At 31.2% G+C, this 25346-nt stretch carries 23 protein-coding genes; 6 read left to right on the top strand and 17 right to left on the bottom strand.

Translation table 11 applies throughout. The features are described from left to right. Positions 1-14: 14 nt before the first annotated feature. Together EG240_RS03225 and EG240_RS03220 are read right to left on the bottom strand one after the other, a co-directional pair. Positions 15-1715, bottom strand: a complete 1701-nt coding sequence (locus EG240_RS03225) for a hypothetical protein (RefSeq protein ID WP_125017375.1) — start codon at positions 1713-1715, stop codon at positions 15-17. Between the two features lie 338 nt (positions 1716-2053). Next, positions 2054-3088, bottom strand: coding sequence for a hypothetical protein (locus EG240_RS03220; protein ID WP_125017373.1), 1035 nt, complete (start codon positions 3086-3088; stop codon positions 2054-2056). 95 nt (positions 3089-3183) lie between these two features. On the opposite strand from EG240_RS03220, the gene EG240_RS03215 reads away from it, so the two are divergent. From EG240_RS03215 to EG240_RS03205, 3 genes are all read left to right on the top strand, one after another. Then, entirely contained in the window at positions 3184-3945 is a 762-nt protein-coding gene (locus EG240_RS03215; RefSeq protein ID WP_125017371.1) for an enoyl-CoA hydratase/isomerase family protein, read from the top strand. A 92-nt stretch (positions 3946-4037) separates the two neighbouring features. After that, positions 4038-4490: a 6-pyruvoyl trahydropterin synthase family protein gene (locus EG240_RS03210; protein ID WP_125017369.1), complete on the top strand. Its 453-nt coding sequence runs from the start codon at positions 4038-4040 to the stop codon at positions 4488-4490. Between the two features lie 3 nt (positions 4491-4493). After that, entirely contained in the window at positions 4494-5300 is an 807-nt protein-coding gene (locus EG240_RS03205; RefSeq protein ID WP_125017367.1) for a UDP-2,3-diacylglucosamine diphosphatase, read from the top strand. Here the strand turns inward: EG240_RS03205 and EG240_RS03200 are convergent. Further along, on the bottom strand, positions 5207-6583 hold the full coding sequence (locus EG240_RS03200; protein ID WP_125017365.1) for an HTTM domain-containing protein: 1377 nt from the start codon (positions 6581-6583) through the stop codon (positions 5207-5209). The genes EG240_RS03205 and EG240_RS03200 overlap by 94 nt on opposite strands. Before the next feature lie 5 nt (positions 6584-6588). Continuing rightward, complete coding sequence (locus tag EG240_RS03195; protein WP_125017363.1) at positions 6589-7512, bottom strand: bifunctional riboflavin kinase/FAD synthetase; 924 nt, start codon at positions 7510-7512, stop codon at positions 6589-6591. 250 nt (positions 7513-7762) lie between these two features. On the opposite strand from EG240_RS03195, the gene EG240_RS03190 reads away from it, so the two are divergent. Further along, positions 7763-9934 (top strand): zinc-dependent metalloprotease, encoded by a 2172-nt coding sequence (locus tag EG240_RS03190; RefSeq protein WP_158611976.1) that lies wholly within the window; start codon positions 7763-7765, stop codon positions 9932-9934. 37 nt (positions 9935-9971) lie between these two features. Here EG240_RS03190 and EG240_RS03185 read toward each other — a convergent pair whose 3' ends face one another. From EG240_RS03185 to EG240_RS03165, 5 genes are all read right to left on the bottom strand, one after another. Further along, positions 9972-10616 carry an HD domain-containing protein gene (locus EG240_RS03185; protein ID WP_125017359.1) on the bottom strand — a complete coding sequence of 215 codons (645 nt, stop codon included), beginning with the start codon at positions 10614-10616 and terminating at the stop codon, positions 9972-9974. 47 nt (positions 10617-10663) lie between these two features. Beyond that, complete coding sequence (locus tag EG240_RS03180; protein ID WP_125017357.1) at positions 10664-11668, bottom strand: acyl-ACP desaturase; 1005 nt, start codon at positions 11666-11668, stop codon at positions 10664-10666. Positions 11669-11707: 39 nt separating this feature from the next. Beyond that, positions 11708-12439 carry a lysophospholipid acyltransferase family protein gene (locus EG240_RS03175; RefSeq protein WP_125017355.1) on the bottom strand — a complete coding sequence of 244 codons (732 nt, stop codon included), beginning with the start codon at positions 12437-12439 and terminating at the stop codon, positions 11708-11710. Between the two features lie 86 nt (positions 12440-12525). Beyond that, a complete protein-coding gene (locus EG240_RS03170) occupies positions 12526-12936 on the bottom strand; it encodes a BrxA/BrxB family bacilliredoxin (protein ID WP_125017353.1) in 411 nt (136 codons plus the stop codon). Positions 12937-13187: 251 nt separating this feature from the next. Further along, positions 13188-14729, bottom strand: a complete 1542-nt coding sequence (locus EG240_RS03165; protein ID WP_125017351.1) for a glycine--tRNA ligase — start codon at positions 14727-14729, stop codon at positions 13188-13190. Positions 14730-14833: 104 nt separating this feature from the next. Here EG240_RS03165 and EG240_RS03160 point away from each other — a divergent pair, with 104 nt between their 5' ends. After that, positions 14834-15517, top strand: coding sequence for a ComF family protein (locus EG240_RS03160; protein ID WP_125017349.1), 684 nt, complete (start codon positions 14834-14836; stop codon positions 15515-15517). 63 nt (positions 15518-15580) lie between these two features. Further along, positions 15581-17185 (top strand): Ig-like domain-containing protein, encoded by a 1605-nt coding sequence (locus EG240_RS03155; RefSeq protein ID WP_125017347.1) that lies wholly within the window; start codon positions 15581-15583, stop codon positions 17183-17185. Positions 17186-17224: 39 nt separating this feature from the next. Here the strand turns inward: EG240_RS03155 and EG240_RS03150 are convergent, their stop codons facing one another. The 8 genes from EG240_RS03150 to EG240_RS03115 form a co-directional block, all read right to left on the bottom strand. Continuing rightward, entirely contained in the window at positions 17225-17992 is a 768-nt protein-coding gene (locus tag EG240_RS03150) for a nitrilase family protein (protein ID WP_125017345.1), read from the bottom strand. 132 nt (positions 17993-18124) lie between these two features. Further along, a complete protein-coding gene (locus EG240_RS03145) occupies positions 18125-18976 on the bottom strand; it encodes a hypothetical protein (protein ID WP_125017343.1) in 852 nt (283 codons plus the stop codon). 202 nt (positions 18977-19178) lie between these two features. Further along, the gene (locus tag EG240_RS03140) at positions 19179-20033 is read right to left on the bottom strand and encodes a hypothetical protein (protein ID WP_125017341.1); all 855 of its coding nucleotides are present in this window, start codon (positions 20031-20033) and stop codon (positions 19179-19181) included. Positions 20034-20108: 75 nt separating this feature from the next. Then, positions 20109-20852 carry a succinate dehydrogenase/fumarate reductase iron-sulfur subunit gene (locus EG240_RS03135; RefSeq protein WP_125017339.1) on the bottom strand — a complete coding sequence of 248 codons (744 nt, stop codon included), beginning with the start codon at positions 20850-20852 and terminating at the stop codon, positions 20109-20111. Between the two features lie 66 nt (positions 20853-20918). Then, positions 20919-22919, bottom strand: coding sequence for a fumarate reductase/succinate dehydrogenase flavoprotein subunit (locus EG240_RS03130; RefSeq protein WP_125017337.1), 2001 nt, complete (start codon positions 22917-22919; stop codon positions 20919-20921). A 20-nt stretch (positions 22920-22939) separates the two neighbouring features. Then, the gene (locus EG240_RS03125) at positions 22940-23800 is read right to left on the bottom strand and encodes a succinate dehydrogenase cytochrome b subunit (RefSeq protein WP_125017335.1); all 861 of its coding nucleotides are present in this window, start codon (positions 23798-23800) and stop codon (positions 22940-22942) included. 135 nt (positions 23801-23935) lie between these two features. Continuing rightward, positions 23936-24793 carry a ChaN family lipoprotein gene (locus EG240_RS03120; protein WP_125017333.1) on the bottom strand — a complete coding sequence of 286 codons (858 nt, stop codon included), beginning with the start codon at positions 24791-24793 and terminating at the stop codon, positions 23936-23938. A 129-nt stretch (positions 24794-24922) separates the two neighbouring features. Next, positions 24923-25333: a hypothetical protein gene (locus tag EG240_RS03115; RefSeq protein WP_125017332.1), complete on the bottom strand. Its 411-nt coding sequence runs from the start codon at positions 25331-25333 to the stop codon at positions 24923-24925. Between the last annotated feature and the right edge of the window lie 13 nt (positions 25334-25346).

Genomic DNA, 25346 nt, shown 5'->3' with positions numbered 1-25346 from the left:
GTTCATTACTGTTTTTATGGTGTAACAAAAGCAGGAGCTGTAGCCGAAGCAAATTCCACAATAACATCTGCAGTTATATTAGCTGCTCCAAGTACATTATACATTTTTCCAGTACCAATTTTAAAATCAAGTGTAGCTCCAGTCAAAGTCACATCGGTTACAGAAGCCACCATACCTCCATCATATCTTAAATCAATAGATAGTATTTTAGATCCACTTTGTCCTAAAGTAACACCTGAAGTATTTGCTTCATTTGCAGTAACTATAGTAGAATAAACACCTCGATAAATATAATGAGTATCACCTCCAACTGTAATCGTATCACCAGTAAAAGATGTACTTGATAGATTATCTCCTAGTTTTAATTTAGTACTATTAATTTGGTTTGCTGTAAACTGACTTATACCTTGATAAACAATATCATTCATAGGAATTGCAATTTTAACACCTGCAGTTGTAATATAATATAATGTATTTGCTGGTATTAAATCCCCATTCGGATTCTGAGCAGCAGGTATTATTGCCGTTGTATATCCTGTATTACCCATATGTAATTCATAAACACCTACAACACCTGTTGCAGTTGCTTGAGCTGCTGTTGTAGTATCAGCAGGAACTATAGAAGATGTTTCAGAAAAATAGAAAGTTCTTCCATCTAATGTTTTTACCACAGTTTTTGTTTCATTGTCTTTCACTATTGTTTTGAAAGCAGAATTATCAACATCAACCCAAGCTGCCGGAGTTAAAGTGGTATCCCCCCTTTGAAGTTTAGCTACATAAGGATCTGCTGGAGTACCAGCACCAGTCAATACAATCTTAGTATCGCCGTTAGCGTTAGTATTTTGTGCTAAAAACTCAATATATTCCTTAACATTATAGAAACCACCTCCTGGTTTTGGTATATTAGTAACAGTTGTTGAAAGTTCTAAGAAATTATTAGAAATTCCTTTAACAAACTCAATCATAAAAACACCTGTTGGCGGTGTGGCATCCCATCCATCTATTGCAGTTTGTGTTGGAGCTGTGTAAACTCCATTTGCTGCAAGTTTAATAGCTTTAATATATTCTTCCGAAATATAATATTGATATTTTTTATCAGTATCGCTAATCAAAGAAGTATTTGATTCATTAGCATTAATCAGACTTGAAATTATGGATGTAATATCAATTTTTTCATAACCTCCTGTAGTAGGACCATTCAAGGTTGGATTCCACTTTACATATTCAATTTTCGCTGGAGTACCTGTAGCACCAGGTGCAAATACCATTCCTCCAAATGTTCCTGTTGTAGGTGAATTTCCTAAATTATTTGAACCGTATGCTGCATCCAATAATGCTTTAATTTTTGCTATATCTGTTGTTTGTCCTGCAACTATAGTATCTAAATCTGCTTGATTAACAATTCTAATCCATTTACCTATGGTACTTGCTGTACTACCAGTATTACTCCAATAATAAAAACCATCTTTTACTTCTTTTCCTGTAGCACCTCTCGCTCCAACATTATAAACCAATAAACTATTCTCTTGATTTACACCTGTTGCAAGAACAGTTTCGGAATCTGTCAAACTAACTCGAGGAATTAAAACCCCTTTATTTGTTCCAGCGATTTCTAACATTGCTGAAGTACTTGGCGTTGCAGTACCGATTCCAACTTGGGCATTTGAAAAATAAACTGTACCTAATAAGGCAGCTAATAATGTAATCTTTTTCATCTTTTCTAAGTATTTTAGTTATTTAAGACAATATTAAGAAAAACTTTCTGTAAAAACCAATTATTAACAAAAAAATTACTGAAATAAATTTTATTTTCGCAATAATTAACAAAAAAACAAAAAAAACAATTACTACATTAACAAAAAAAACACCGAAACCATCAATAAAACCACACATTTGCAACAAAACAAATAAATCAACATAATAAACACAAAATAAATAGATTATATTTAAATAATTTAGTTAAAAAATAGATCATATAAAACAACAACATTTTAAATCACACAAAAAAAACCAATCCTTTACGGATTGGTTTTATACTTTTGTATAGAATATTTTAATTTAAGATATAACGAACATTAATATTTGAAGCCTTAGATGAATCGGATTTTAAAATCTTATACCTCAAAACACCTTGCTCAGATATTTCAATAATTTCGATTTCATCTTTATTAAAAGAAGTTAATTGATATTCCAAATCAGATTTAGTTAATTGAATTTTTGTTGGATTACTAGAACTACTAACAACAACATTTGCAAAATTTTTCTCGTAATAATCGAACAAGTCAAAATCTAAAACTCTTCCTTTTCGAGCAGAAATAGCAAGTTCAATATTAGGAGCAATAAAAAAACCAGTTAACAATTTTGGCAATTCTTTTCTATCAGAAACTACAGCTACGACATCAACATTATTTTCAATTACAACATCTTCAACCACGACCAACTCCTCCTCTTTGACAACAACATTATTATTTTGAACTTCATCCATCGGAAACAACATCGCTTCAGCATTTGCAATATTTATCTCGTTAGCCGAAACATTATCAGTATAAGTGATTTGATCTTTAGTATCGAATTCATCTTTATTTTTTGTCTTTAACTCAACCGAAGCAATCTTAATTTCTTCAGATTTTTTAGATTCATTTAAAACAGAAACAGGTATTGATTCTGCTTGAGCTATATTTTTAATTACATCTAAATTTGTTTTATAAATCAATTCAGAAACCAAATAACTTTCCAATAATTGAACCTTATAGGAATACACAGACCCAACAGAATCTTTAATCTGTAATTCCTTTTGATTGGATTTATCAATTTTAAAATACAATGGCGATTTATCCTCAACTTTGAAAATTTCATTATCATTTGCAATTTTATACCACGTATTTTCAATCCATAAATAATAACCTAATTCAATAGACTTAGAAGCATCTTCAGAGAAATTATATCCAAAATCATAATTCTCATTAGTCGTTAATGTATTTAAGTCAGAAATATTTAATTCATAAACTTTGTAAAAATCAAAATTACTTTGAGAATTCGCATTTATAAAAAACAATCCTAACACAATAGAAACTAAACCTTTAATCATAACAGCATTTTTTTTTAATTACAAAGTTAAATAAATAGATAATAATTTAACATTAATTTTAAAATGATTAAATTCGTCGCATTAAACAACTCAAAATGCAAACAACAGGTACTATAAACACAACAATTACAGAAAAAATTGCAACTATAAATTTTTATCATCCAGCTAGTAATTCATTCCCAAGTGAACAATTACAAGCGCTAACAAACGCAATAAACGAACTAAATTCCAACAAAGAAGTTACACTTATCATTTTAGCAAGTGAAGGAGAAAAAGCTTTTTGTGCAGGCGCTTCATTTGATGAACTTTTACAAATTAATGATTTAGAAAACGGAACTAAGTTTTTCAGTGGATTTGCAAATGTTATCAACGCGATGAGAACTTCAAACAAATTAATAATCGGACGTGTTCAAGGAAAAACAGTTGGCGGCGGTGTTGGATTAGCTGCAGCTTGTGATTATTGTTTTGCAACAGAAAATGCTTCAATTAAACTTTCAGAATTAGCAATTGGAATCGGACCATTTGTGATTGAACCAGCTGTAACAAGAAAAATTGGTTTCCCAGCAATGAGCGAAATGACTTTAGAAGCCGAAACATGGAAATCAGCGCAATGGGCAAAAGAAAAACAATTGTTTACGCAAGTTTTTTCTTCTATTCAAGAAATGGACGAAGCTATTGAAAAATTCGCAAACCGCTTATCAAACTACAACCCTGAAGCACTTTCCGAAATGAAAAAAGTTTTATGGAAAAACACCGAACATTGGGATGTTTTATTAAAAGAACGCGCTGGTATTTCAGGCAAATTAGTTCTTTCTGATTTTACAGTAAATGCGCTAAATGCATTCAAAAACAAATAACACTTACAAAAGCATCTATTCATGGTGCTTTTTTTGTTTACATTAAGATTTAGTTCGGCTTTATTTAGTAATTTTGCATAAATTTTTTCACAATGAGTAATATTAGAATCACCAAACAATTTACATTTGAAACTGGTCATGCCTTATATGGTTACGATGGAAAATGCAGAAACGTTCACGGACATAGCTATAAACTTTCAGTTACAGTAATTGGTTCTCCGATTACAGATTCAAGCAATGTAAAATTTGGAATGGTGATTGATTTTAGTGATTTAAAGAAAATTGTACGAGAAGAAATTGTAGAAGTTTTTGACCATGCAACAGTTTTCAACAAAAACACGCCACATGTTGAGCTAGCAAAAGAACTTGAAGAAAGAGGTCATCATGTAATATTGGTAGATTATCAACCAACAAGTGAAAACATGGTTATTGATTTTGCACAGAAAATTAAAAATCGTTTACCACAAAACATTAAGTTATTTTCTTTACGACTTCAAGAAACTGAAAGTTCGTACGCAGAATGGTATCAATCTGATAATTTATAAGATTTGAAACTAAACATTCCTACAGATAAAAAAGTATATTTCACATCGGACCATCATTTCGGTGCACCAACTCGTGAACTAAGTTTACCACGCGAAAAGAAATTTTTGAAATGGCTACAACTTATCGAAAAAGATGCTGCCGCTTTATTTATTGTAGGAGATTTGTTTGATTTTTGGTTCGAATATAAAACCGTAGTCCCTAAAGGTTTCGTTCGTATTTTAGGGAAATTAGCCGAAATGCGTGACAACGGAATTGAAATTTTCTTTTTTGTAGGTAACCATGATTTATGGATGGAAGATTATTTCCAAACCGAATTAAACATCCCTGTTTATCACGAACCAAAAGAATTTGAATTTTTCGATAAGAAATTCTTCATAGGTCATGGAGATGGTTTAGGTCCAGGTGATTTTGGATATAAACGCATGAAAAAGGTTTTTACAAATCCGTTTTCTAAATGGCTGTTTCGTTGGTTTCATCCAGATTTAGGAGTAAAATTAGCTCAATATCTTTCTGTAAAAAACAAATTAATTTCGGGTGATGAGGATGCAAAATATCTAGGCGAAGAAAAAGAATGGCTAATTCTTTACGCAAAGAAAAAAATGCAAACGCATCCGAACGATTATTTCATCTTTGGACATCGCCATTTACCAATGACTTTAAACATTGGAAATAACACAACCTACGTAAATCTTGGTGATTGGATTCAATATTTTACTTACGGAGTTATAACTTTTAATGGTAAATTTGAGTTAATGAATTTTCGTGATGATGAATCTTCAGTGCATTTTAAAAGCAAAATCCAGTCATGATGTTTAAAATGACTCCATTCAACCGTAGTTAAATCAACTTCTGGGTCAATTAATTGACAACCCGGCTTTTTATTAATAGAAACATAACTTGAAGCTGCAAAAACAGAAACATCTTTTCCTTCTTTTGCATATTCACTTTTAATATATTGTGCAGCTTGCCAAATCATATCTGGTGTATTAATACGTTTTCGTTGCTTTTTATTATAAAAGTCATCTAATTTAAACAGCACTCTTTCTCCAGTTGCTTTATCAACTACATGAAATCTAGCATATCCAGTACGACTTCTAAGCATCATTCGCCAACTTAAACGATGACCTTCTTCTGTCCAAAGCACATCTCCTTTGATAAACCAATGACGAATTGGTAATAAAATTTGGATTATCAAATACGGAACAAAGAAATATTGAAATATCTTTTTTGATTCAAAATCTAACGCAGGAGTTTCATTATTTAAAGGTTGTTTTCTTCTAAAAAACACACGACGAATTTGATCTGGAGGAAAAAAGAAAACACACAAAGCCAAAGCAAAATAAGGAAAAACTCCAATTTCTAAAGTAATTGAATTACTGATATGAAAAACCAAAGATAAAAGAACTGCAAAAACACGAGTACGTTTCCACAAAAGAGCGGGTACAATTAATCCGTCAAATGCAATACCAATATAAGCAATTGCTAAATGAAAATAATGATTCTTAAATAGCTCAGAAAAAGCAGGAAACTTTTTCATTGATGCATACATATTTGAAGTTACCGTTCCATCTAACCAATCTGGATAAAACTTAGCAACGGTAGCATAAAAATAAACACAAGTTATTTGAATTATAAATACCAAAAGAATCCAATTTGGCATAAAATTTTTCTTAATAGATGGATTTAACTTCGCGTCAATTGAAGCAAATTTATGTGCTGGTAAGAAACTCATTATCAAACCAACCAACATCATCAAATAATAATGATTGTTGTATGATGTTTTCTGCATAAAATAAACTGCAGCCCACATAATTGTCATAGCAATAATACTAAAACGATATTTAAAACCAAATGTTACAAACAAGGCAAAAACTCCCATTATCGCAAAATGAACATACATATATTCACCCATCAAATTTAAAAGAAACTCAAATCCGATAAACGTAAAATTTGTACGCGGCTCAACAAGATTATGTTTAACCCAGCCTGTTGAAAGCGCACCAAAACTTTCAAAAACAAAAACAAGCCCGAAAAAGATTCTGAACAAAACCAAAGGGGCATTATCTACAGATTTAAAAAGTCTTTGTACCATATTTTCTATTTTATTACATTTAATGCAAATTCTTTATCTTTAGATAGTGCCAGTTTTAACTCATCTAAAGAATTAAATTTTTGCTGATTTCGAATTTTATCAATAAAACCAATTTCAATTTCTTGGTCATAAATATCTTCATCGAAATCAAAAATATTCATCTCAATTGTTAATGGATTATCGCCTATTGTTGGATTTGTACCAATGTTTAGCATTCCATAATATTTAACATCGTTTATAATAGCGTAAGCAGCATAAACTCCAATCGCAGGAATCAATTTATATTTATCACTCACAACAATATTAGCTGTTGGATATCCGATGGTTCTACCAAGTTGCTTACCTTTCACAACTTTTCCGTTGATAAAATAAGGATATCCTAAATATTCATTTGCCAGTTTTATATTTCCAGATTGTAAAGCTGTTCTAATTTTTGTTGAACTTATGGAAACATTATCAATTTCTTCAGCAGAAATCTGTTCCACTTCAAAATTATATTTTTTACCAAATGCAATTAAATCATTAATATCCGCAGCACGATTTTTCCCAAAGCGATGGTCGTAACCAATTATTATTTTTTTAACATTAAAGATATCAACTAAAACTTGTTTTACAAAATCTTCTGGGAGTAATTGAGAAAAAGAATTATCAAATTTTTGAATAACCAAATTATGAATACCAAGTTCCTTTAGCAATTGAGCCTTTTCTTCGATTGTATTTAAAAGTTTGATATCAGAATCTTGCTCTAATATCATTCTTGGATGCGAAAAAAAAGTCAAAACAAGACTTTCTTCGTCAGAATTAATAGTTGACTCAATTAATTTATTTAAAATCGATTTATGACCAAAATGTACACCGTCAAACGTACCAAGGGTTACAACTGTTTTTTTATCTGATTTAAAATCAAAAATGGAATTAAATACCTTCAAAGTTTTTTTTGGCAAATTTAAAATATTTAACAAATCTAAGCGTTAAAAAATTTATTTATAAAATAAAAAATTCGCAATTTTGGAAAAAATAAATTATTTTTAATGGATATAATCCAACAAACAAAATAAAATGATTAAAAAGCCTATTTTATTCGCGTTCATTTTTGTATTATTTTCAATTTTTACAAATTTCGCCCAATCCTCACAATGGAAAGAAATTAATGAAAATCAGATTTTAATTAAAGAAAAAATGAACCGAGGTAATGTACCTCACACCTATCAATTGTTTGATGTTAATCTTACAGAATTAACTAGCAAACTAATTATCGCCCCAGATGATACAACAACGGATTCATCAACAACTTATGTAAATTTCCCTGATGGAAACGGAAATATTTCAAGTTTTGAAATTTTTAAATCACAAATGTTAGAGCCAGAATTGGCAGCTCAAAATCCAAACATCCACAACTTTACAGGAATCAATCGTAAAGACCCTTCAAACGTAATCAAAATAAGTATTACTCCAGCTTTCGGAATGCATATTATGGGTTATAACGGAGAAGGAACAACGTATTACGTTGACACTTATACTACAGATTTTAATACTTACATTTTTTACAAAAGAAGTAATATTGAGAATTCAAATAAATCGTTCAAATGTTTAGTTGAAGATACAGAAGATCATTTAACTTCTGACAATCAAATTAATTCAGAAAATCAAATTTTAAGCACAGATAGTAAGTTTAGAAGATACCGCTTTGCGATGGCTTGTACAACTGAATATGCTGCTTTTCATGTAAACGCCGCACCAAACAACGTTCCGCAAACTACAGAAGCACAAAAAAAGCAAATCGTTTTGGCAGCGATGAACGTTACTATCAATAGATTAAATTCAATTTACGAACGTGATCTTTCAATTCGTTTTGTTTTAGTAGCTAACAATACTAATATAATTTTTATCAATTCAGATAATTTTGCAAACGATGATCCAGAAATATTAATTGATCAAAGTCAAGCTGTAATTACAAATATTATCGGAACACCTAATTTTGACATTGGCCATACGGTTAGTACTGAAGGTGGTGGATTAGCTTCTCCATCGCCATGTGATGCTTCTTCAAAAGCAAGTGGAATAACTGGAGTATTTTTTCCAGTCGGAGATCCATTTGACATTGATTATGTAGCTCACGAAGTTGGTCATCAATTTTGGGCAAGTCATACTTACAACAATTTATGTTTTGGAAACAGAAACAACGCAACCGCTGTAGAACCAGGTAGTGGAACAACAATTATGGCATATGCGGGAATTTGCGCTCCAAACATACAAGATAATTCAGATGCCTATTTTCACCAAATAAGTATTCAAGAGATCTCTGAATTTTTACAATCCAACTGGAACAATTGTCCTACAATTATATCTACAGCAAATCCTTCACCAACAATCACAAGTACATCTGGAAATAAAACAATTCCTAATGGAACTCCATTTATTTTAACTACAAATGCAACTGACACTAACAACCCAAATAGCTTAACATATACTTGGGAGCAAATGAACAATAATATTTCAGAACAACCACCTTTAGCAAATGCAACTACAGGACCTAATTTCAGATCTGTTATACCAACATCAAATCCAAGTAGATCATTCCCTTCAACAGCAACTGTTTTAGCTGGAACTACAAATGCTAACGGAATTGTATCGTCAACTTGGGAAAGACTCCCTACAGTAGCTAGAACAATGAAATTTGCAACAACAGTTAGAGATAATAATGGTATTAATGGAGGTCAAACTAAATCAGCTGAAGTTAATATAACTTTTGCTAATGTTGGTCCATTTGTGATCACATATCCAAATAATATCACTACCACTACAGAACCAAACTGGTCGGTTGGTCAACAAAAAACAATCACATGGAATGTGGCCGGTACAACAGCAAACGGAATAAATACGTCTCAAGTAAACATTTTAATGTCTCAAGATAACGGGCAAACCTATCCTTTTGTTTTAGCAGCAAACACACCAAATGACGGTAGCCAATCTATTACGGTTCCTGCTTTGACAGATGCAACTTTACCGGCACGTATAAAGATTGAAGCGGTAGGAAATATTTTCTATACCGTTTCTAAACCAATCGGAATTAGCGTTACAGCCACTAATGACAATTTTGAATTTGACAATTTCTCATTATATCCTAATCCAACTTCAGACATCGTTACCATATCATTTACATCAACATCTGGAAATGAAATTAACATGGAAGTTTTTGACATTAGAGGTCGTAAATTGAAATCTGTTAATATCGAGAACATCGGAACAATCTCAAGTGAAATTGATTTATCTCATTACGATTCTGGAATCTATCTAGTTAAAATCAAAGATGGTTCAAACCAATCAACTAAGAAGATTATCAAAAAATAATTAAATAAAAAAGGCGAACTAATGTTCGCCTTTTTTATTATAATTCACCGTCCCACTCTGAATAAAATTGAGAAAGAAAACCTATCATATATTGATGTCTTTTTTTAGCAATTTCTTTCCCTGTTTGCGTATTCATCAAATCTTTAAGCAACAATAGCTTTTCGTAAAAATGATTAATCGTAGTTCCTTTATGATTTTTATATTCTTCCTTTGACATATGCATCTTAGGAGCAATTTCAGGATCATGAATCAAATTATTTTTAAATCCTCCATAATTGAATGTCCGAGCAATTCCAATTGCTCCAATCGCATCTAAACGATCAGCATCCTGAACAATAAACAATTCTGGTGATTCGAAATTACGTTCAAAATTACCTCCTTTAAAAGAGATATTTTCGATGATTTTAACCACTTGTCCCACAATCGATTCATCTACAGAAATACTTCTAAGAAATTCAGCTGCTTTTTTAGGACCAATAGTTTCATCTCCATCATGAAATTTACTATCAGCAATATCATGCAATAATGCGCCATAAATAACAATCTCTTTATTTCCTTCTTCAGAATTTAAAATATTTAAAGCGTTTTTATAAACTCTTTCTATATGAAACCAATCATGACCAGATTCGGCATTTTTAAGTTCTTGCTTAACAAAAGCAATCGTTTGTTCAAACTTATTCATTCGATCAAATTAAAAAAGCCGATGAATTCATCAGCTCTTTATTTATACTATTTTATAATCGCAGGTGTCACCCATTTGAAAACATGAGATTCTTCAGCAATTTTCATTCGGTCTGCTAATTTCGCCATACGATCTGGTAATTTCATCAGATAATCACGAGCTTTTTCAGCATCATCGGTAAGATTATTAATCTTATCAATTTCCCAACGCTTGATTAATTTTTCAAGAATATCAACATAATCCATTGAAGTATAAACACCAATTCTTTGAGCTGAATCTGAGAAATTATGAAAAGCATCTCCAATTTTACCACCCGATTCACGGATTAAATTTGCTGGCATCGTAATTTTTTTCTTCATCATATAATGAAAAGCTAACATCATTTCAGATGGATCAACTTTGAAAATACGATCAACGAACTCAGAATATGCATGATGATGACGCATTTCATCACCAGCAATTAATTTACAAATCTTAGATAATTTATGATCACCTCCTTTTTTAGCTAATTGTGCCACACGATTATGCGAAACATAAGTAGCCAATTCTTGGAAACTCGTAAATACAAAATTTTTGTAAGGATCACTATCCGTTCCTGGATCAAAACCATCGTTAATTAAATGATGTGTTGTGATTTCAACTTCTTTCATATTTACACGACCTGATAAATATAAATATTTATTTAACAAATCTCCATGACGATTTTCTTCACCTGTCCAATGGCGAATCCATTTTGCCCATCCATTTCCACTTCCATCTTCTCCACCTCTTTGATCAACACCTTCAACATCTAACAACCAAGATTCGTAAGTTGGTAGAGCCTCTTCAGTAATTGTATCTCCAACAAGAACAACCCAAAAATCGTAAGGCAATTCTTTGGCATACTCACGTAATTCTTTTACTTCTTCTAAAAAATTTTCACTTTCCGAATCAGGTAATAAATCCGATGGTTGCCAAATTTTCTCAACTGGAATCAAATAGTTTTCTACAAAACTATCTATGTTTTTTTCCAGAAATTGCATTACTTCTAAACGCACATTTTTTATTGACATATAATCATTTTAATTCGTTATCTCGATGATAACATTATTTTATTCGATTTTTGAAATTATCGCTTCATGTGTTTTATCAAACAGTGTTTTAAAATCATAATCCGATACTTTCATTGGTTCATGAACGAACAAAGAAATCTTTGCTCCTAAACCATTCGGAAACATTCCAAATTTGAATAATTTCCAAGAATTGTTTATAGTTAAAGGTACAACATATGCATCTGGAGCATATTTTACCAACATTTTTAATCCGTTTTCAGAAAAACTTCTTGGCACTCCTGTTTTAGAACGTGTTCCTTCAGGGAAAATCACAGCCGAGCGATTGTATTTCTGAATATATTCTCCTAAACCTCTAATAGCAGGTAAAGCTTGTTTTGGATCTTTACGATCAATCAAAACAGAACCTCCATATTTCAAATTAAAAGAAACACTTGGAATTCCTTTACCTAATTCTTTTTTGCTAACAAATTTAGGATGCGATTTTCTAAGAAACCAAATCATTGCTGCAATATCAAACATCGATTGATGGTTAGATACAAAAATGATAGGTTTGTTTTCTGGAATTACATTTACATTTTTAGCAGTAATAGTTGTTCCTAAAACATTAGCGCATCGTAATAAAAACCAATTCAAGACCACAACACTTTGCTTATGCGCCTGATATCCAAAACATTTATAGCATATCCATTGAATAGGTTGAAAAACAACCAAACATAATCCAAGCAATAAATAAAAGACCGCACTTATTGGGTAAGAAATAATTTTTTCCACTTTAATGAATATTTTGGTTCAAATATACGATTTTACAAAAAAACCACCTCAAAAAAGGTGGTTTGTTTTTGTTTTTAAAAAGAAGATTAACAATTTTGGTTATAAGCTTCTTTCAGATTTTCAGCAATAACCTCCGCAGGATGTCCTTCAATGTGGTGACGTTCTAACATATGAACCAATTCTCCATCTTTGAATAATGCCATACAAGGTGATGATGGAGGAAAAGGAAACATCTTTTCGCGAGCTGCATTTACAGCTTCTCTATCAACTCCAGCAAAAACAGTTACAATTTGATCTGGTTTTTTGTCGTTATCTAAACTAAAACGAGCTCCTGGACGTGCGTTACGTGCTGCACAACCACAAACCGAATTAACAACTACTAAAGTTGTACCTGATTTAGCTAAAGCTTGTTCAACATCTTCCGCTGTATATAATTCTTGAAAACCAGCTAAAGTTAATTCTTCACGCATTGGTTTTACCATTTCTTCTGGATACATAATAATAAAATTAAGTTATAGCACAAAGTTAAAAAACTAATTTAGAAATAACTACTCCAAATACTCTTAAAGAAATGTTATTTACAAAAAAAAGGTTGCCCATAAATGAGCAACCTAACCAACCACTTATAAAATGAATCAAATATTCATTTTTGCCTCTGAAATAGTTTATATTTCATCGACAGTTCAAATATAAAACTTTTTTTTAATTAAAAAAGAAAAAGTTGCTATTTTTAGCAACTTTTTTTATTTTACATTTTCATTAACCAATTTCTCATAGAAACTTCTTCGTTAATAATACTTCTTAATTCCGAAATCGCAACACGATCTTGTTGCATCGTATCTCTGTGACGAATGGTAACTGTCTTATCTTCTAATGTTTGATGATCAACCGTAATACAAAAAGGTGTTCCCAACGCATCTTGACGACGGTAACGACGACCAACTGCATCTTTTTCGTCATAAGCGACATTGAAATCCCATTTTAGATCTTCGATAATTTCACGAGCAACATCTGGTAAACCATCTTTTTTCACTAAAGGCAACACTGCAGCTTTTGTTGGAGCTAAAACTGCTGGTAATTTCAGAACAGTTCTTGTAGATCCATCTTCCAAAGTTTCTTCTTGCAAAGCTTTTGAAAAAACAGACAAAAACATACGATCTAAACCAACTGATGTTTCTACAACATAAGGAACATAAGATGAATTTGTTTCGTTATCAAAAAACTGTAATTTCTTTCCTGAAAATTGTTCATGTGCTTTCAAATCGAAATCTGTACGAGAATGAATTCCTTCTAATTCTTTAAATCCGAACGGGAAGTTAAATTCAATATCTGCAGCAGCATTTGCATAATGTGCTAATTTTTCATGATCGTGGAAACGATAATTTTCTTTTCCTAAACCTAAAGACAAATGCCATTTTAAACGAGTTTCTTTCCAATACTCGTAATATTTCATTTCTTCTCCTGGTTTTACAAAAAATTGCATCTCCATTTGTTCGAATTCACGCATACGAAAAATAAACTGACGTGCAACGATTTCATTACGGAAAGCTTTTCCGGTTTGTGCAATTCCAAAAGGAATTTTCATACGTCCTGTTTTCTGAACATTCAAGAAGTTTACAAAAATACCTTGAGCCGTTTCTGGACGTAAATACAAATCCATTGCTGTATCTGCAGAAGCTCCTAATTTTGTACCAAACATTAAGTTGAACTGACGAACATCTGTCCAGTTTTTAGAACCAGTTTCTGGATCTGCAATTCCTAATTCTTCAATTAACAATTTCACATCTGCCAAATCTCCAGTTTCTAAACCATGAGCCATGCGTTCTAAAATTTCTTTCTTTTTTGAAAGATATTCTACAACTCTTCCGTTTGTTGCAATAAATTGTTCTTCATCAAACGATTCACCAAAACGACCACGAGCTTTTTCGATTTCTTTTTGAGCTTTTTGCCAAAGTTTTTCGCAATAATCTTCAATTAAAACGTCTGCTCTATATCTTTTCTTAGAATCTTTATTATCAATTAATGGATCGTTAAAAGCATCAACGTGACCCGATGCTTTCCAAGTGGTTGGATGCATAAAAATTGAAGCATCAATACCTACAATATTTTCATGCATTTGAACCATTGATTTCCACCAATATTCACGGATGTTTTTCTTTAATTCTACTCCATTTTGAGCATAATCGTAAACCGCGCTCAAACCATCGTAAATTTCGCTAGATGGAAAAATATATCCATACTCTTTTGCATGCGAAACTACATTCTTAAAAATATCTTCTTGTTTTGCCATGATGCAAAAATAGCAAATAGTTTATAATTATTTGTTCTTTGTAAAAAATTAAAAATTGAATTAAACTATTTTTTGTAACTTAACATTGCTAAAAAAAAACGCTTATGTTTCAACATCTTTTCAATTTAGTTTTTCCAAAAAAATGTCTGGGTTGTAATGAAACAATAATCAACACCAAGCATTATATATGTCCTGAATGTTTGCATAGTTTAGATTTTGTAACGGTCGGCAACCATTCAAATCCTACTTTGTTAACTCGTTTCTTCGGAAAGCTTCCTTTAGTTTGCGCAAACGGATTGATTTATTATGACAAAAAAGAAGTTTCTCATAACTTGATTCATGAATTAAAATATAAAGACCAACAGAATATTGGAATTTTATTTGCGGAATTGACCTTTGAAAAATACAAAAATCACATCGCATTCAAAGAAGTTGATGAACTAGTGGCAGTTCCACTTCATAAGAAAAAAGAAAAAGAACGCGGATACAATCAATTGGATTCGTTTGGAAAACGATTATCTGAACTAACGGGAATTCCTTATAACAAAGAAAGATTAACTCGGAATTTTTATACAACTCCACAGGCGATGAAAAAAAATCTATTCTTACGTAGTTCTTTAAAATCGGATTTATTCACAGTAAATTACAACGAATCTGATTACGGAAAACATTTTATGATTTTGGATGATGTTGTTACAACAGGTTCAACCTTAGAAATATTAGGAAAAGAATTACTTAAAATCCCAAACAGTAAAATAAGCACTTTTTTTATGGCAGTTACAAAATAACAAGTTGCTAAAACATTTTCAAACTCTAAAATAAAATAGTTACTTTGTAGAAATTTGTAATTAATGAAATTTCTAACATACACACTTGCAATCTTTTTTGTTTCATGCTTACTTCTAACAAGTTGTGCAAAACGCGGATATATTACCGGAGGTTTAGCTGACACACTTCCACCAGTTGTTTTGAAATGTATTCCTGAAAATTTTTCAACGAATTTTGACGCAAAAGAAATTAAAATCACATTTGATGAATACATCAAATTAAACAAAATCAATCAGAACTTAATTATTTCTCCTCCATTTGATACGCAACCGGAAATTATTCCTGCAGGTTCTGCTACAAAAACGGTTACAATAAAACTTCTTGATTCTTTAAAAGCAAATACAACTTATAGCTTCAATTTCGGTCAAAGTATTGCAGATAATAACGAAGGAAATGTTTTAACAGATTTTAAATACATTTTTTCTACAGGAAGTTATATCGATTCTTTAAAAGTTCAAGGTTCAATTAAAGAAAGTTATAATTTCAAGAAAGATAATTTTATTTCGGTAATGCTGTATGATGCAACAACGTTTAACGATTCTACGGTTTACAAAGAAAAACCAATCTATATTACAAATACTTTAGATAGTTTGACAACTTTTTCGATTGAAAACGTAAAAGAAGGATCGTATTATTTGGTTGCAATGAAAGATCGAAATAACAACAATAAATTCGAAGCAAAAACAGAGAAAATTGGTTTTTATGCAACTCCAATTCAATTACCAAACGATTCTTTAAGAGAACTTGTTTTATTCAAAGAAGAAAAACTTCCGAATGCAGTGAAACCATCTATGGTTAGTCAAAATAAATGGTTGGTTCCGTTTGAAGGAGATTATAAAAATCTAAAAATAGAAGCTTTAGCAAACAATGAACCTATTGATATAAGATTTTCTAAAATTCAAGAAAAAGATTCACTTCATATTTTTGTTCCAAAAGTTGCTTACGATTCGATTCAATTTAATTTTAAAAATGGAGATTACGAAAAATCATACGTAAATAAATCTCGAAAATTAAAAGAAATTGATTCACTTAGTATTTCATTTAATAAATCGGGAGGAATTGATTTTACAGATAAAATTGAACTTTTAACAACCACACCAGTTTCAACTTTTGACAAAACAAAGATGAACTTAATTGATAAAGATTCTGTTCAGATTCCGTTTAACATCATAAATGATGAATTGAATTTGAAAATGTTTATCGATTTTGAAAAGCTGGAAAATCAAAGATATTCATTTGAAATGTTACCAGGTGCAATAATCGATTTTTACAACAAATCAAACGATAGTTTATCAACGTCGTTTCAAACTGAAGCTTATACAAAATACGGAAATCTTACTATAAGTTTAGGAAATACGTCGCAATTCCCTTTGATTATAGAATTATTAGATGAGAAGGGAAAAATTATCATATTTAAATCCATTGAAGAAAACATACCAATTGAATTTCCGTATTTAAAACCAAACAAATACTTTGTAAGAATCATTGTTGATGAAAACAAAAATGGGAAATTTGACACTGGGAATTATTTGAAAAAAATACAACCAGAAAAAGTTTATCTCTTTGAAAAACCAATTGATGTCCGAGCCAATTGGGAAGTTAATGAAACATTGGTTATACCGAATTAAAACAATAAATCCGAGCTTGAAACTCGGATTTATTTAATTTTATAATAGTTTAAATTTATCAGCATCATTCAAAAAAGCAAATCGATTACGTGCTTTTACCAAACCTTCCTTTTCAAAAGTTAGAATTACCGATTGCTCATCAATCATCGGTTCTTGAAGATATTGACCCATATAATCAATAACCTGAGAATGCCCTGAATAATTGTTATTGAAAGCATCTTCTCCACTTCTGTTAACTGCAATCACAAAACTCATATTTTCAATCGCACGTGCTTTTAAAAGCGAATCCCAAGCGTAAATTCGTTGGTCTGGCCAAGAAGCAACATAAATCAATAAATCATAAGCTTCATCGACAATTCGAGAATAAACAGGAAAGCGTAAATCGTAACAAATAAGTGGACAAATATTCCAATCTTTATAGCTAACAATTAATTTTTCACTTCCAGGTTCATAGATTTTTTCTTCTCCAGCTAATGAAAACAAATGCTTCTTGTTATACGTTTTATAACTTCCGTCAGGAAAAACAAAAAACAAACGATTGTAATAAGATTTATTTTCTTCGATAATCAAACTTCCTGTGATTGCAACCTGTTTACTTTTTGCAATTTCAATCATCCATTGAACCGCTTTACCGTTTTCGGTTTCTGCAATTGGCTCGGGTTTCATAGAAAAGCCAGTCGAAAACATTTCTGGTAAAACCACTAAATCAACATCAGATTCTAATTGGTTTATTTTATAAGTAAGCGTTTGTAAATTAGCATCAATATTTTCCCAAACTGGGCTGTATTGAATCAAGGCGATTTTCATAGTAATTATTTAAGATGTAAAATTACGAAATAAATAAAACCTTAAAAAAATAAAGTTTTAATTCAAAAAAATCAAGATTCACAACCTAATGAAACATATTTTTGATACAAAAGATTAAAAAACAGTCTTCTGTTATTTACCTAAAACAATTTCTTCATATTTTTTTCCCATATAATAAAACATAAAATTATAATGATTGCTTATAGATTTCACCCTAAATTCAATATCGAATATTTCATTAGTCAAATTATTTTCATCAATATTATTTTCCTTCAAAAACTTACTTGTAATAGCTTTACCAGCTTCTTCAAACTCTTTAAACTCGGGAGTTCCTTTTTTTTTTAAACGATCGATATAAGTCGTATATTCAACATTATCTGGCGCAAAAATTTTAAAATATTCTAAAAAATAAGCTCTATTAACCAAACTAGACTTTGAGAAAAAATAGGTCATATCGCTATCTCTTAATTTCACAAAGAAAAAGTATTGTTCATTTTCTCTCCCAGTTGAATCTTCGGACAAATAGTATTTAGAATACATTTTAAACACATCATCTACCTGCGAAATAGCAAACATCATTTCGGGCTCATCCTTTTTTAATTCAAAATTTTTCCTTTTAAATCTATAGACTGTAATCCTGTCGTATGAAAGGCTATCGCTTGAATTAAAACGAACTTGCTTAATGTTTTTCGCATCGATTTTATTAAAATCATTAGAACCTTCTTCTCTAAATAAAATATGATCAGCTATGGTATTTGTGTGCTTGAATGCATTAAGATCTGTTGTCAACAAAGATAAAGTACGACCTAGGGCAGCATTTGTTTTATCGTTCTTAATATATCCAGTTTTTGTACCACCATCATTAAACACAACCAAAACTTGTTGATCATCTTCTTCATTATTTTTAAGATGTGCAAACTGTGCATTTGTCTTATAAGCAAAAAGAAATAAGATAACAAAAAAATGTATTTTGAAATTTTTCATAATTATTAAAATTAAAAAAGGCTCTCTATGAATATAGAGAGCCTAAATATAAATAAAAAACATCAATAAGCCTTATTTTAAAAATAAGCGTTTGTAAAATAGCATTACTATTTTCCCAAAGTGGACTGTATTAAATCAAGACGGTTTTCATAGTAAGAATTTAAAACGTAAAAATACTAAAGATTTTTTTGAATAGAATAAATTATGATTTACAATTAAAATCCAAATACTTTTGATACATATAATCGAATAAAAACTCGAAATCTCTGGTACTCTTTTCTTGATAAATATATTCATTATCAATTTTCTTTTTCTTATTTTCTTTAAAGGTTTTTTTTATTTCTTTATCAAAAGAACGTCTATATTCTTTTCGAATTTTTTTAAACTCCTTAAATTCATCAGAGTTCCTATCTTCTGATCTCACAAGATAATCTAAGAAAGGCTTACAATCACTTCCTAAAAATTTAAAATAATTTATCACACGATTATAAGATATCAAACTCCAAGGATTAAGCGCAACCAATTCATTTTTAGTTGGAGATTTAATATAATAATATGGAGTGTACATAACAGTTTTTCCACGTTCCGTCATTCTTGTAAAAATAATATAACGTTTAAAACCATTTAAATTATTCGCCTGAAAAAAAATCTGTTTGGGGTTTGAATAATCTATCTCAAGAGTTTTTTCATTAATATCATACAAGACAAATCTATCATAAACTAATGAATTGTTTCTAGAGAATATAACATGTTTAATAGTTGTTACATCAATATTAGAATAATCAACAGCATCCTCAGATGCTTTAAACAATATATAATCAATACTTAATTCTGGGTTCGAAAATGCACTAGTATTACTATTAAAAGAAATTGCGCGTAGAACTTTATTTTTGGGCTCATTATTTTTAATAAAGCCATTTTTTTCAGAGCCATCTTCAAAAATAATAGTAACTGGATCTTTAGATTCTTGACCAGCTCTCAAATGTAAAAACTGTGCATTTGCACTAAAAACAAAGAAAAATAAAATAAGTGGTAAAAGTTTGTAAAGGTTTTTCATAAATAAATTTGGTTATAATTAAAAAAAGCTCCCTATTTTCATAGAGAGCCTAAATATATAAACAAATATTCTGTTTTATTTAATAGAAGCCGATAAATATTCACGGTTCATACGAGCGATGTTTTCTAAAGAAATACCTTTAGGACATTCAACCTCACATGCACCAGTATTTGTACAGTTTCCGAAACCTTCGTTATCCATAGCTTCAACCATGTTTAATACACGTTCAGTAGCTTCGATTCTACCTTGTGGCAACAAAGCAAACTGAGAAACTTTTGCAGAAACAAATAACATTGCTGAAGAGTTTTTACAAGTTGCCACACAAGCACCACATCCAATACATGTTGCAGCATCAAAAGAACGATCTGCATCATGTTTGTTAACTGGTAAATTGTTTGCATCTTGCGTATTTCCAGAAGTATTCACAGAAATAAATCCACCTGCATGTTGGATACGATCAAAAGAAGAACGGTCAACAACTAAATCTTTAATTACTGGAAATGCTTTAGCTCTCCAAGGTTCTATATAAATTGTATCATTTTCTTTGAATTTACGCATGTGCAATTGACAAGTTGTAATTCCACGATCTGGTCCGTGAGCTTCACCATTGATGAATAAAGAACACATTCCACAAATTCCTTCACGACAATCGTGATCGAAAGCTACAGGTTCGTCACCTTTCTCAACAAGCTCGTTGTTTAATACATCAAGCATTTCTAAGAAAGACATATCTGGTTCAATACCGCCGATTTTATAATCGACCATTTGACCTTTATCTTGTGCGTTTTTTTGACGCCAAATTTTTAATGTAAGATTCATGTGTACAGAATTTTTACAGTGAAAATCGATTCGACTTGATAAAAAGCCGAATCTGACTTTCAAATATTATTTATAACTACGAGTTACCATTTTAATGTTTTCGTAAACTAAGTCTTCTTTATGAAGAACAGCTTCTCTTGGGTTTCCTTTATACTCCCATGCAGCTACGTAAGCGAAATTTGCATCGTCACGTTCTGCTTCTCCTTCAGAAGATTGGTGTTCTTCACGGAAGTGACCACCACAAGATTCTTCACGGTGTAAAGCATCTTTAGCAAATAACTCACCTAATTCAAGGAAATCAGCAACACGTAAAGCTTTTTCTAATTCTTGGTTGAAAGAATTTGCAGTTCCAGAAACTTTTACATTTTTGTAGAAGTCTTCTCTAATTGCTGCAATTTCATCCATTGCTTCAGTTAAACCTTTTGCATTACGAGCCATACCTACTTTATTCCACATAACTTTTCCAAGTTTTTTATGGAAATAATCTACTGAATGCGTTCCGTTAGAGTTCATTAAATGATCAATTAACGATTTTACATTTTTCTCAGCTTCATCAAATTCTGGAGTATCTGTAGGAATTTTACCTGTACGAATATCATCAGCTAAATAGTTTCCGATTGTATAAGGTAAAACGAAATAACCATCAGCTAAACCTTGCATTAAAGCAGAAGCTCCTAAACGGTTTGCTCCGTGATCAGAGAAGTTAGCTTCACCAATACAGTAACATCCTTCGATAGTTGTCATTAAGTTATAATCAACCCAAACACCACCCATTGTATAGTGAACTGCAGGATAAATCATCATTGGAGTTGTATATGGATCCTCATCTACAATCTTGTAGTACATTTGGAATAAGTTACCATATTTATTCTCAACCACTTTTTGACCTAAATCATAAACTAATTTAGCATCATTTTCATTTAAATGGTTGATACGAGCTTGCTCTTTTCCGTAACGCTCAATAGCTGCTGCGAAATCTAAGTAAACTGCTTCTCCTGTTGCATTAACACCGAAACCAGCATCACAACGTTCTTTAGCAGCACGTGAAGCAACGTCACGAGGCACTAAGTTTCCGAAAGATGGGTAACGACGCTCTAAGTAATAATCTCTATCTGCTTCAGCTAAATCAGTAGGTTTCTTTTTCCCTTCACGAATAGCTTGAGCATCTTCTAATTTTGCAGGAACCCAAATACGTCCATCATTACGTAAAGATTCAGACATCAAAGTTAATTTTGATTGGTGATCTCCAGTAACCGGAATACAAGTTGGGTGAATTTGTGTATAACAAGGGTTTGCAAAGTAAGCTCCTTTTTTATGGATTTTCCAAGCAGCAGTTACGTTAGAACCCATTGCATTTGTTGATAAAAAGAAAACATTTCCGTATCCACCAGTTGCAACAACAACAGCGTGAGCAGAATGACGCTCAATTTCACCAGTAATTAAGTTACGTGCAATAATACCACGAGCTTTACCACCAACTAATACAACATCTAACATTTCGTGACGGTTGTACATTTTGATTTTTCCACGACCGATTTGACGGTTCATTGCAGAATAAGCTCCTAATAATAATTGTTGTCCTGTTTGTCCTTTTGCGTAAAAAGTACGAGAAACTTGTGTTCCTCCAAAAGAACGGTTATCTAATAAACCTCCGTATTCACGAGCTAAAGGCACACCTTGAGCCACACATTGGTCAATAATATTTACAGAAACCTCAGCTAAACGGTGAACGTTAGCTTCACGAGCACGGTAATCTCCACCTTTTACAGTATCATAAAATAATCTGTAAACAGAGTCACCGTCACCTTGATAGTTTTTTGCTGCATTGATACCACCTTGAGCAGCGATTGAGTGTGCACGACGAGGTGAATCTTGGTAACAAAAAGCTTTTACGTTATATCCTAACTCAGCTAAAGTAGCAGCAGCAGAACCACCTGCTAAACCAGTTCCAACAACAATAATATCAATATTACGTTTGTTAGCTGGATTCACTAAGTTGATGTGATCTTTATAATCTGTCCATTTCGTATCGATTGGACCTTGAGGTATTTTATTATCTAAACTCATAATCAATTAACTTTGGTAGATTATTTAATAAAATGAAGGTAAAGAGGAATAATTGCAAATAAAGCCGGAACTAAATAAGCGAAACCTAAACCTAATACATTAATTAATCCGTTATATTTAGGATTATTAGCTCCTAATGATTGGAAAGCACTACGGAATCCATGAGACAAGTGGAAAGCTAAAACTATCATAGAAAACACATAGAATAATGTGAATACTAATCCATAAGTTGGATCTTTGAAGAAATCTACTGTGATTTTGTATAAATCTTTATATCCTTCTTTGATTTTCACACCACCTAAATAGAAATCTCTACCATCTTGCAATTCTAATTGACCTAAAGCTGGATCTCCATAAACTGTTTTTCCTTCTTGATCAACTTGGATTAATACAAAAGCACCATCAGTTGTGTTGTGGATATCAAATTGTTGTTCTCCCATTGGAGTTGCAATCTTGATAACTTCGGTTTGTAATGGCATTTCTTCAAAATGCATTTTCGCCCAGAAATTCATCATGTGAGTAGCGATGAATACCAACAACAATGTTCCTAATACAGCCATATTTCTTGATGCCCAAGTACTATTTGCTGCCGCATTGTTTTTTGCATAACCAATTGGTCTTGCTTTTTTGTTTTGTACAGCCAACATAATTCCATCAATAGCGTGGAATAAAATTGAGATGTAAGTAACATAAGATAAAACTTTTACTGCTGGATTTGTTGTCATAAAGTAAGCATATTGATTGAACTGCAAATCAGTTCCAAAAATCAACTGTAAGTTACCTGCTAAGTGACCTAACAAAAACACGCATAAAAATAAACCCGTAAGCGCCATCCAGTATTTCTTACCGATTGACGACTTTAAAAGTGCAGATTTTGCCATAATGTAATTTTAGTAGTTTTTTTCCTTAAAAAAATCATACAAAAGTAAGGCTAATTACAAATAATACCAAAGTAAATTCTTTTAATTATTGTGTATTTAAAATGATTATAAATAAAAGCAAATCAACCTTAAATATTAAAAAGTTTTCGTCATATCTTCATCTACAATAATAATATAATCAGCAAGTTGCTTTTCTGTTGAAGAAATCTCATAAATATTAGCTTTTTCTAAAACAGTGATTGTTGCGATTTTTATCTCAGGATTATATTTTTTTACATACCAATAAATCCCTTCATAATCGTTTGAATGATACGAACCATTGAAATGAACAAACAAATTATTAGGTTTAAAATTAGAAACAATCGAATATCCCATCGTTGCATCTTTTATCGCTTGAGCTTTAGGAAAATTAGGATTTGCGTGATCGCTATCTTTAAACATTTCCATCATTTTTACATACGCAGGCAAAGTCGCATCATAAGGAAACGGTAGTGGCGCTATCCAATTTTTCTCTTCTTCTGGTAAGTCTAATAAAGCTTCTTCACCTTGTTTATAAACCAAACTTGCATATTTACGTGGGACATTTGAAGCAATAACCTCAATTTGATTTTCTTTTGCAAAATCAACAATTGGTTTATAATCGGTTTTATAATTATTCCACAAACGAGCTGATTTTGCAAAATCTTCTTCAGACAACTTCCCGCTTAAATATTCATTCAGGTAAACCTGATTATCTCTTTCAAACATTTCCATTCCTAAAATCAAAGGTTTTTTATTAGCTAAAGCTTTTATAGTTTTTAATTGCAACCAATGTACAATTGAATTATCATGAAATTCTCCAAACAAAACCAAATCAGATTTTTGAAGTTCTTTTACCATTTTTTCAAATGATATTTTCTTTCCTTTTGAATTATATATTTGATACGGTTTTACTTCTTGAGCAAAAGTCGAAATCCCAAAAAAGACCAAAAAAAGCGTAAGTATATTTTTCATAATTGAGTTCATAATCAATTTAAACAATATCGTAAAAATACAAATCGATTTAAAGAAAGCAAGAAAAAACCCAACAAACAAATTGATGTTTATTGGGTTTAATAATATTTAAGCTTTAAAAATCTACAATTATACTCTTCCATAACCGAAACCTGGATATTGATAAGCATACATTCTCATAAATTTATCATATTGATATTTAGTTAAAACTTTTGAGATTTTTAAATCATAAGCTTTTTCAATTTTTCTAATCTGCGCCTCAGGACGACGATAATTACGTTGTGCAATTTTTATATCTTGATGCATTCGAAACATAATATCATCTAAATCACGTTTCTGACTGTAAGACAAATCCAATCCGCGGTAATCAAAATCTTTCGAATCATATTTGTGATTGTAAGAATCGTAACGTTGTTCACGTCCTACTTCTCTTCTTTCTTGTTGGTATTTTGGAGGCTGCCCAACTTGATATACCGAACGTTGCTGTGCTGAAGCTCCGAATGAAAGAGCCATCATTGCGATTACATATAAACTTTTCATAATTTTTATTTTT

The sequence above is a fragment of the Paenimyroides tangerinum genome (genome assembly GCF_003865405.1).
In the GTDB taxonomy this organism is placed as follows: Bacteria; Bacteroidota; Bacteroidia; order Flavobacteriales; family Flavobacteriaceae; genus Flavobacterium; species Flavobacterium tangerinum.
This window is presented reverse-complemented; position numbering and strand designations above follow the sequence as displayed.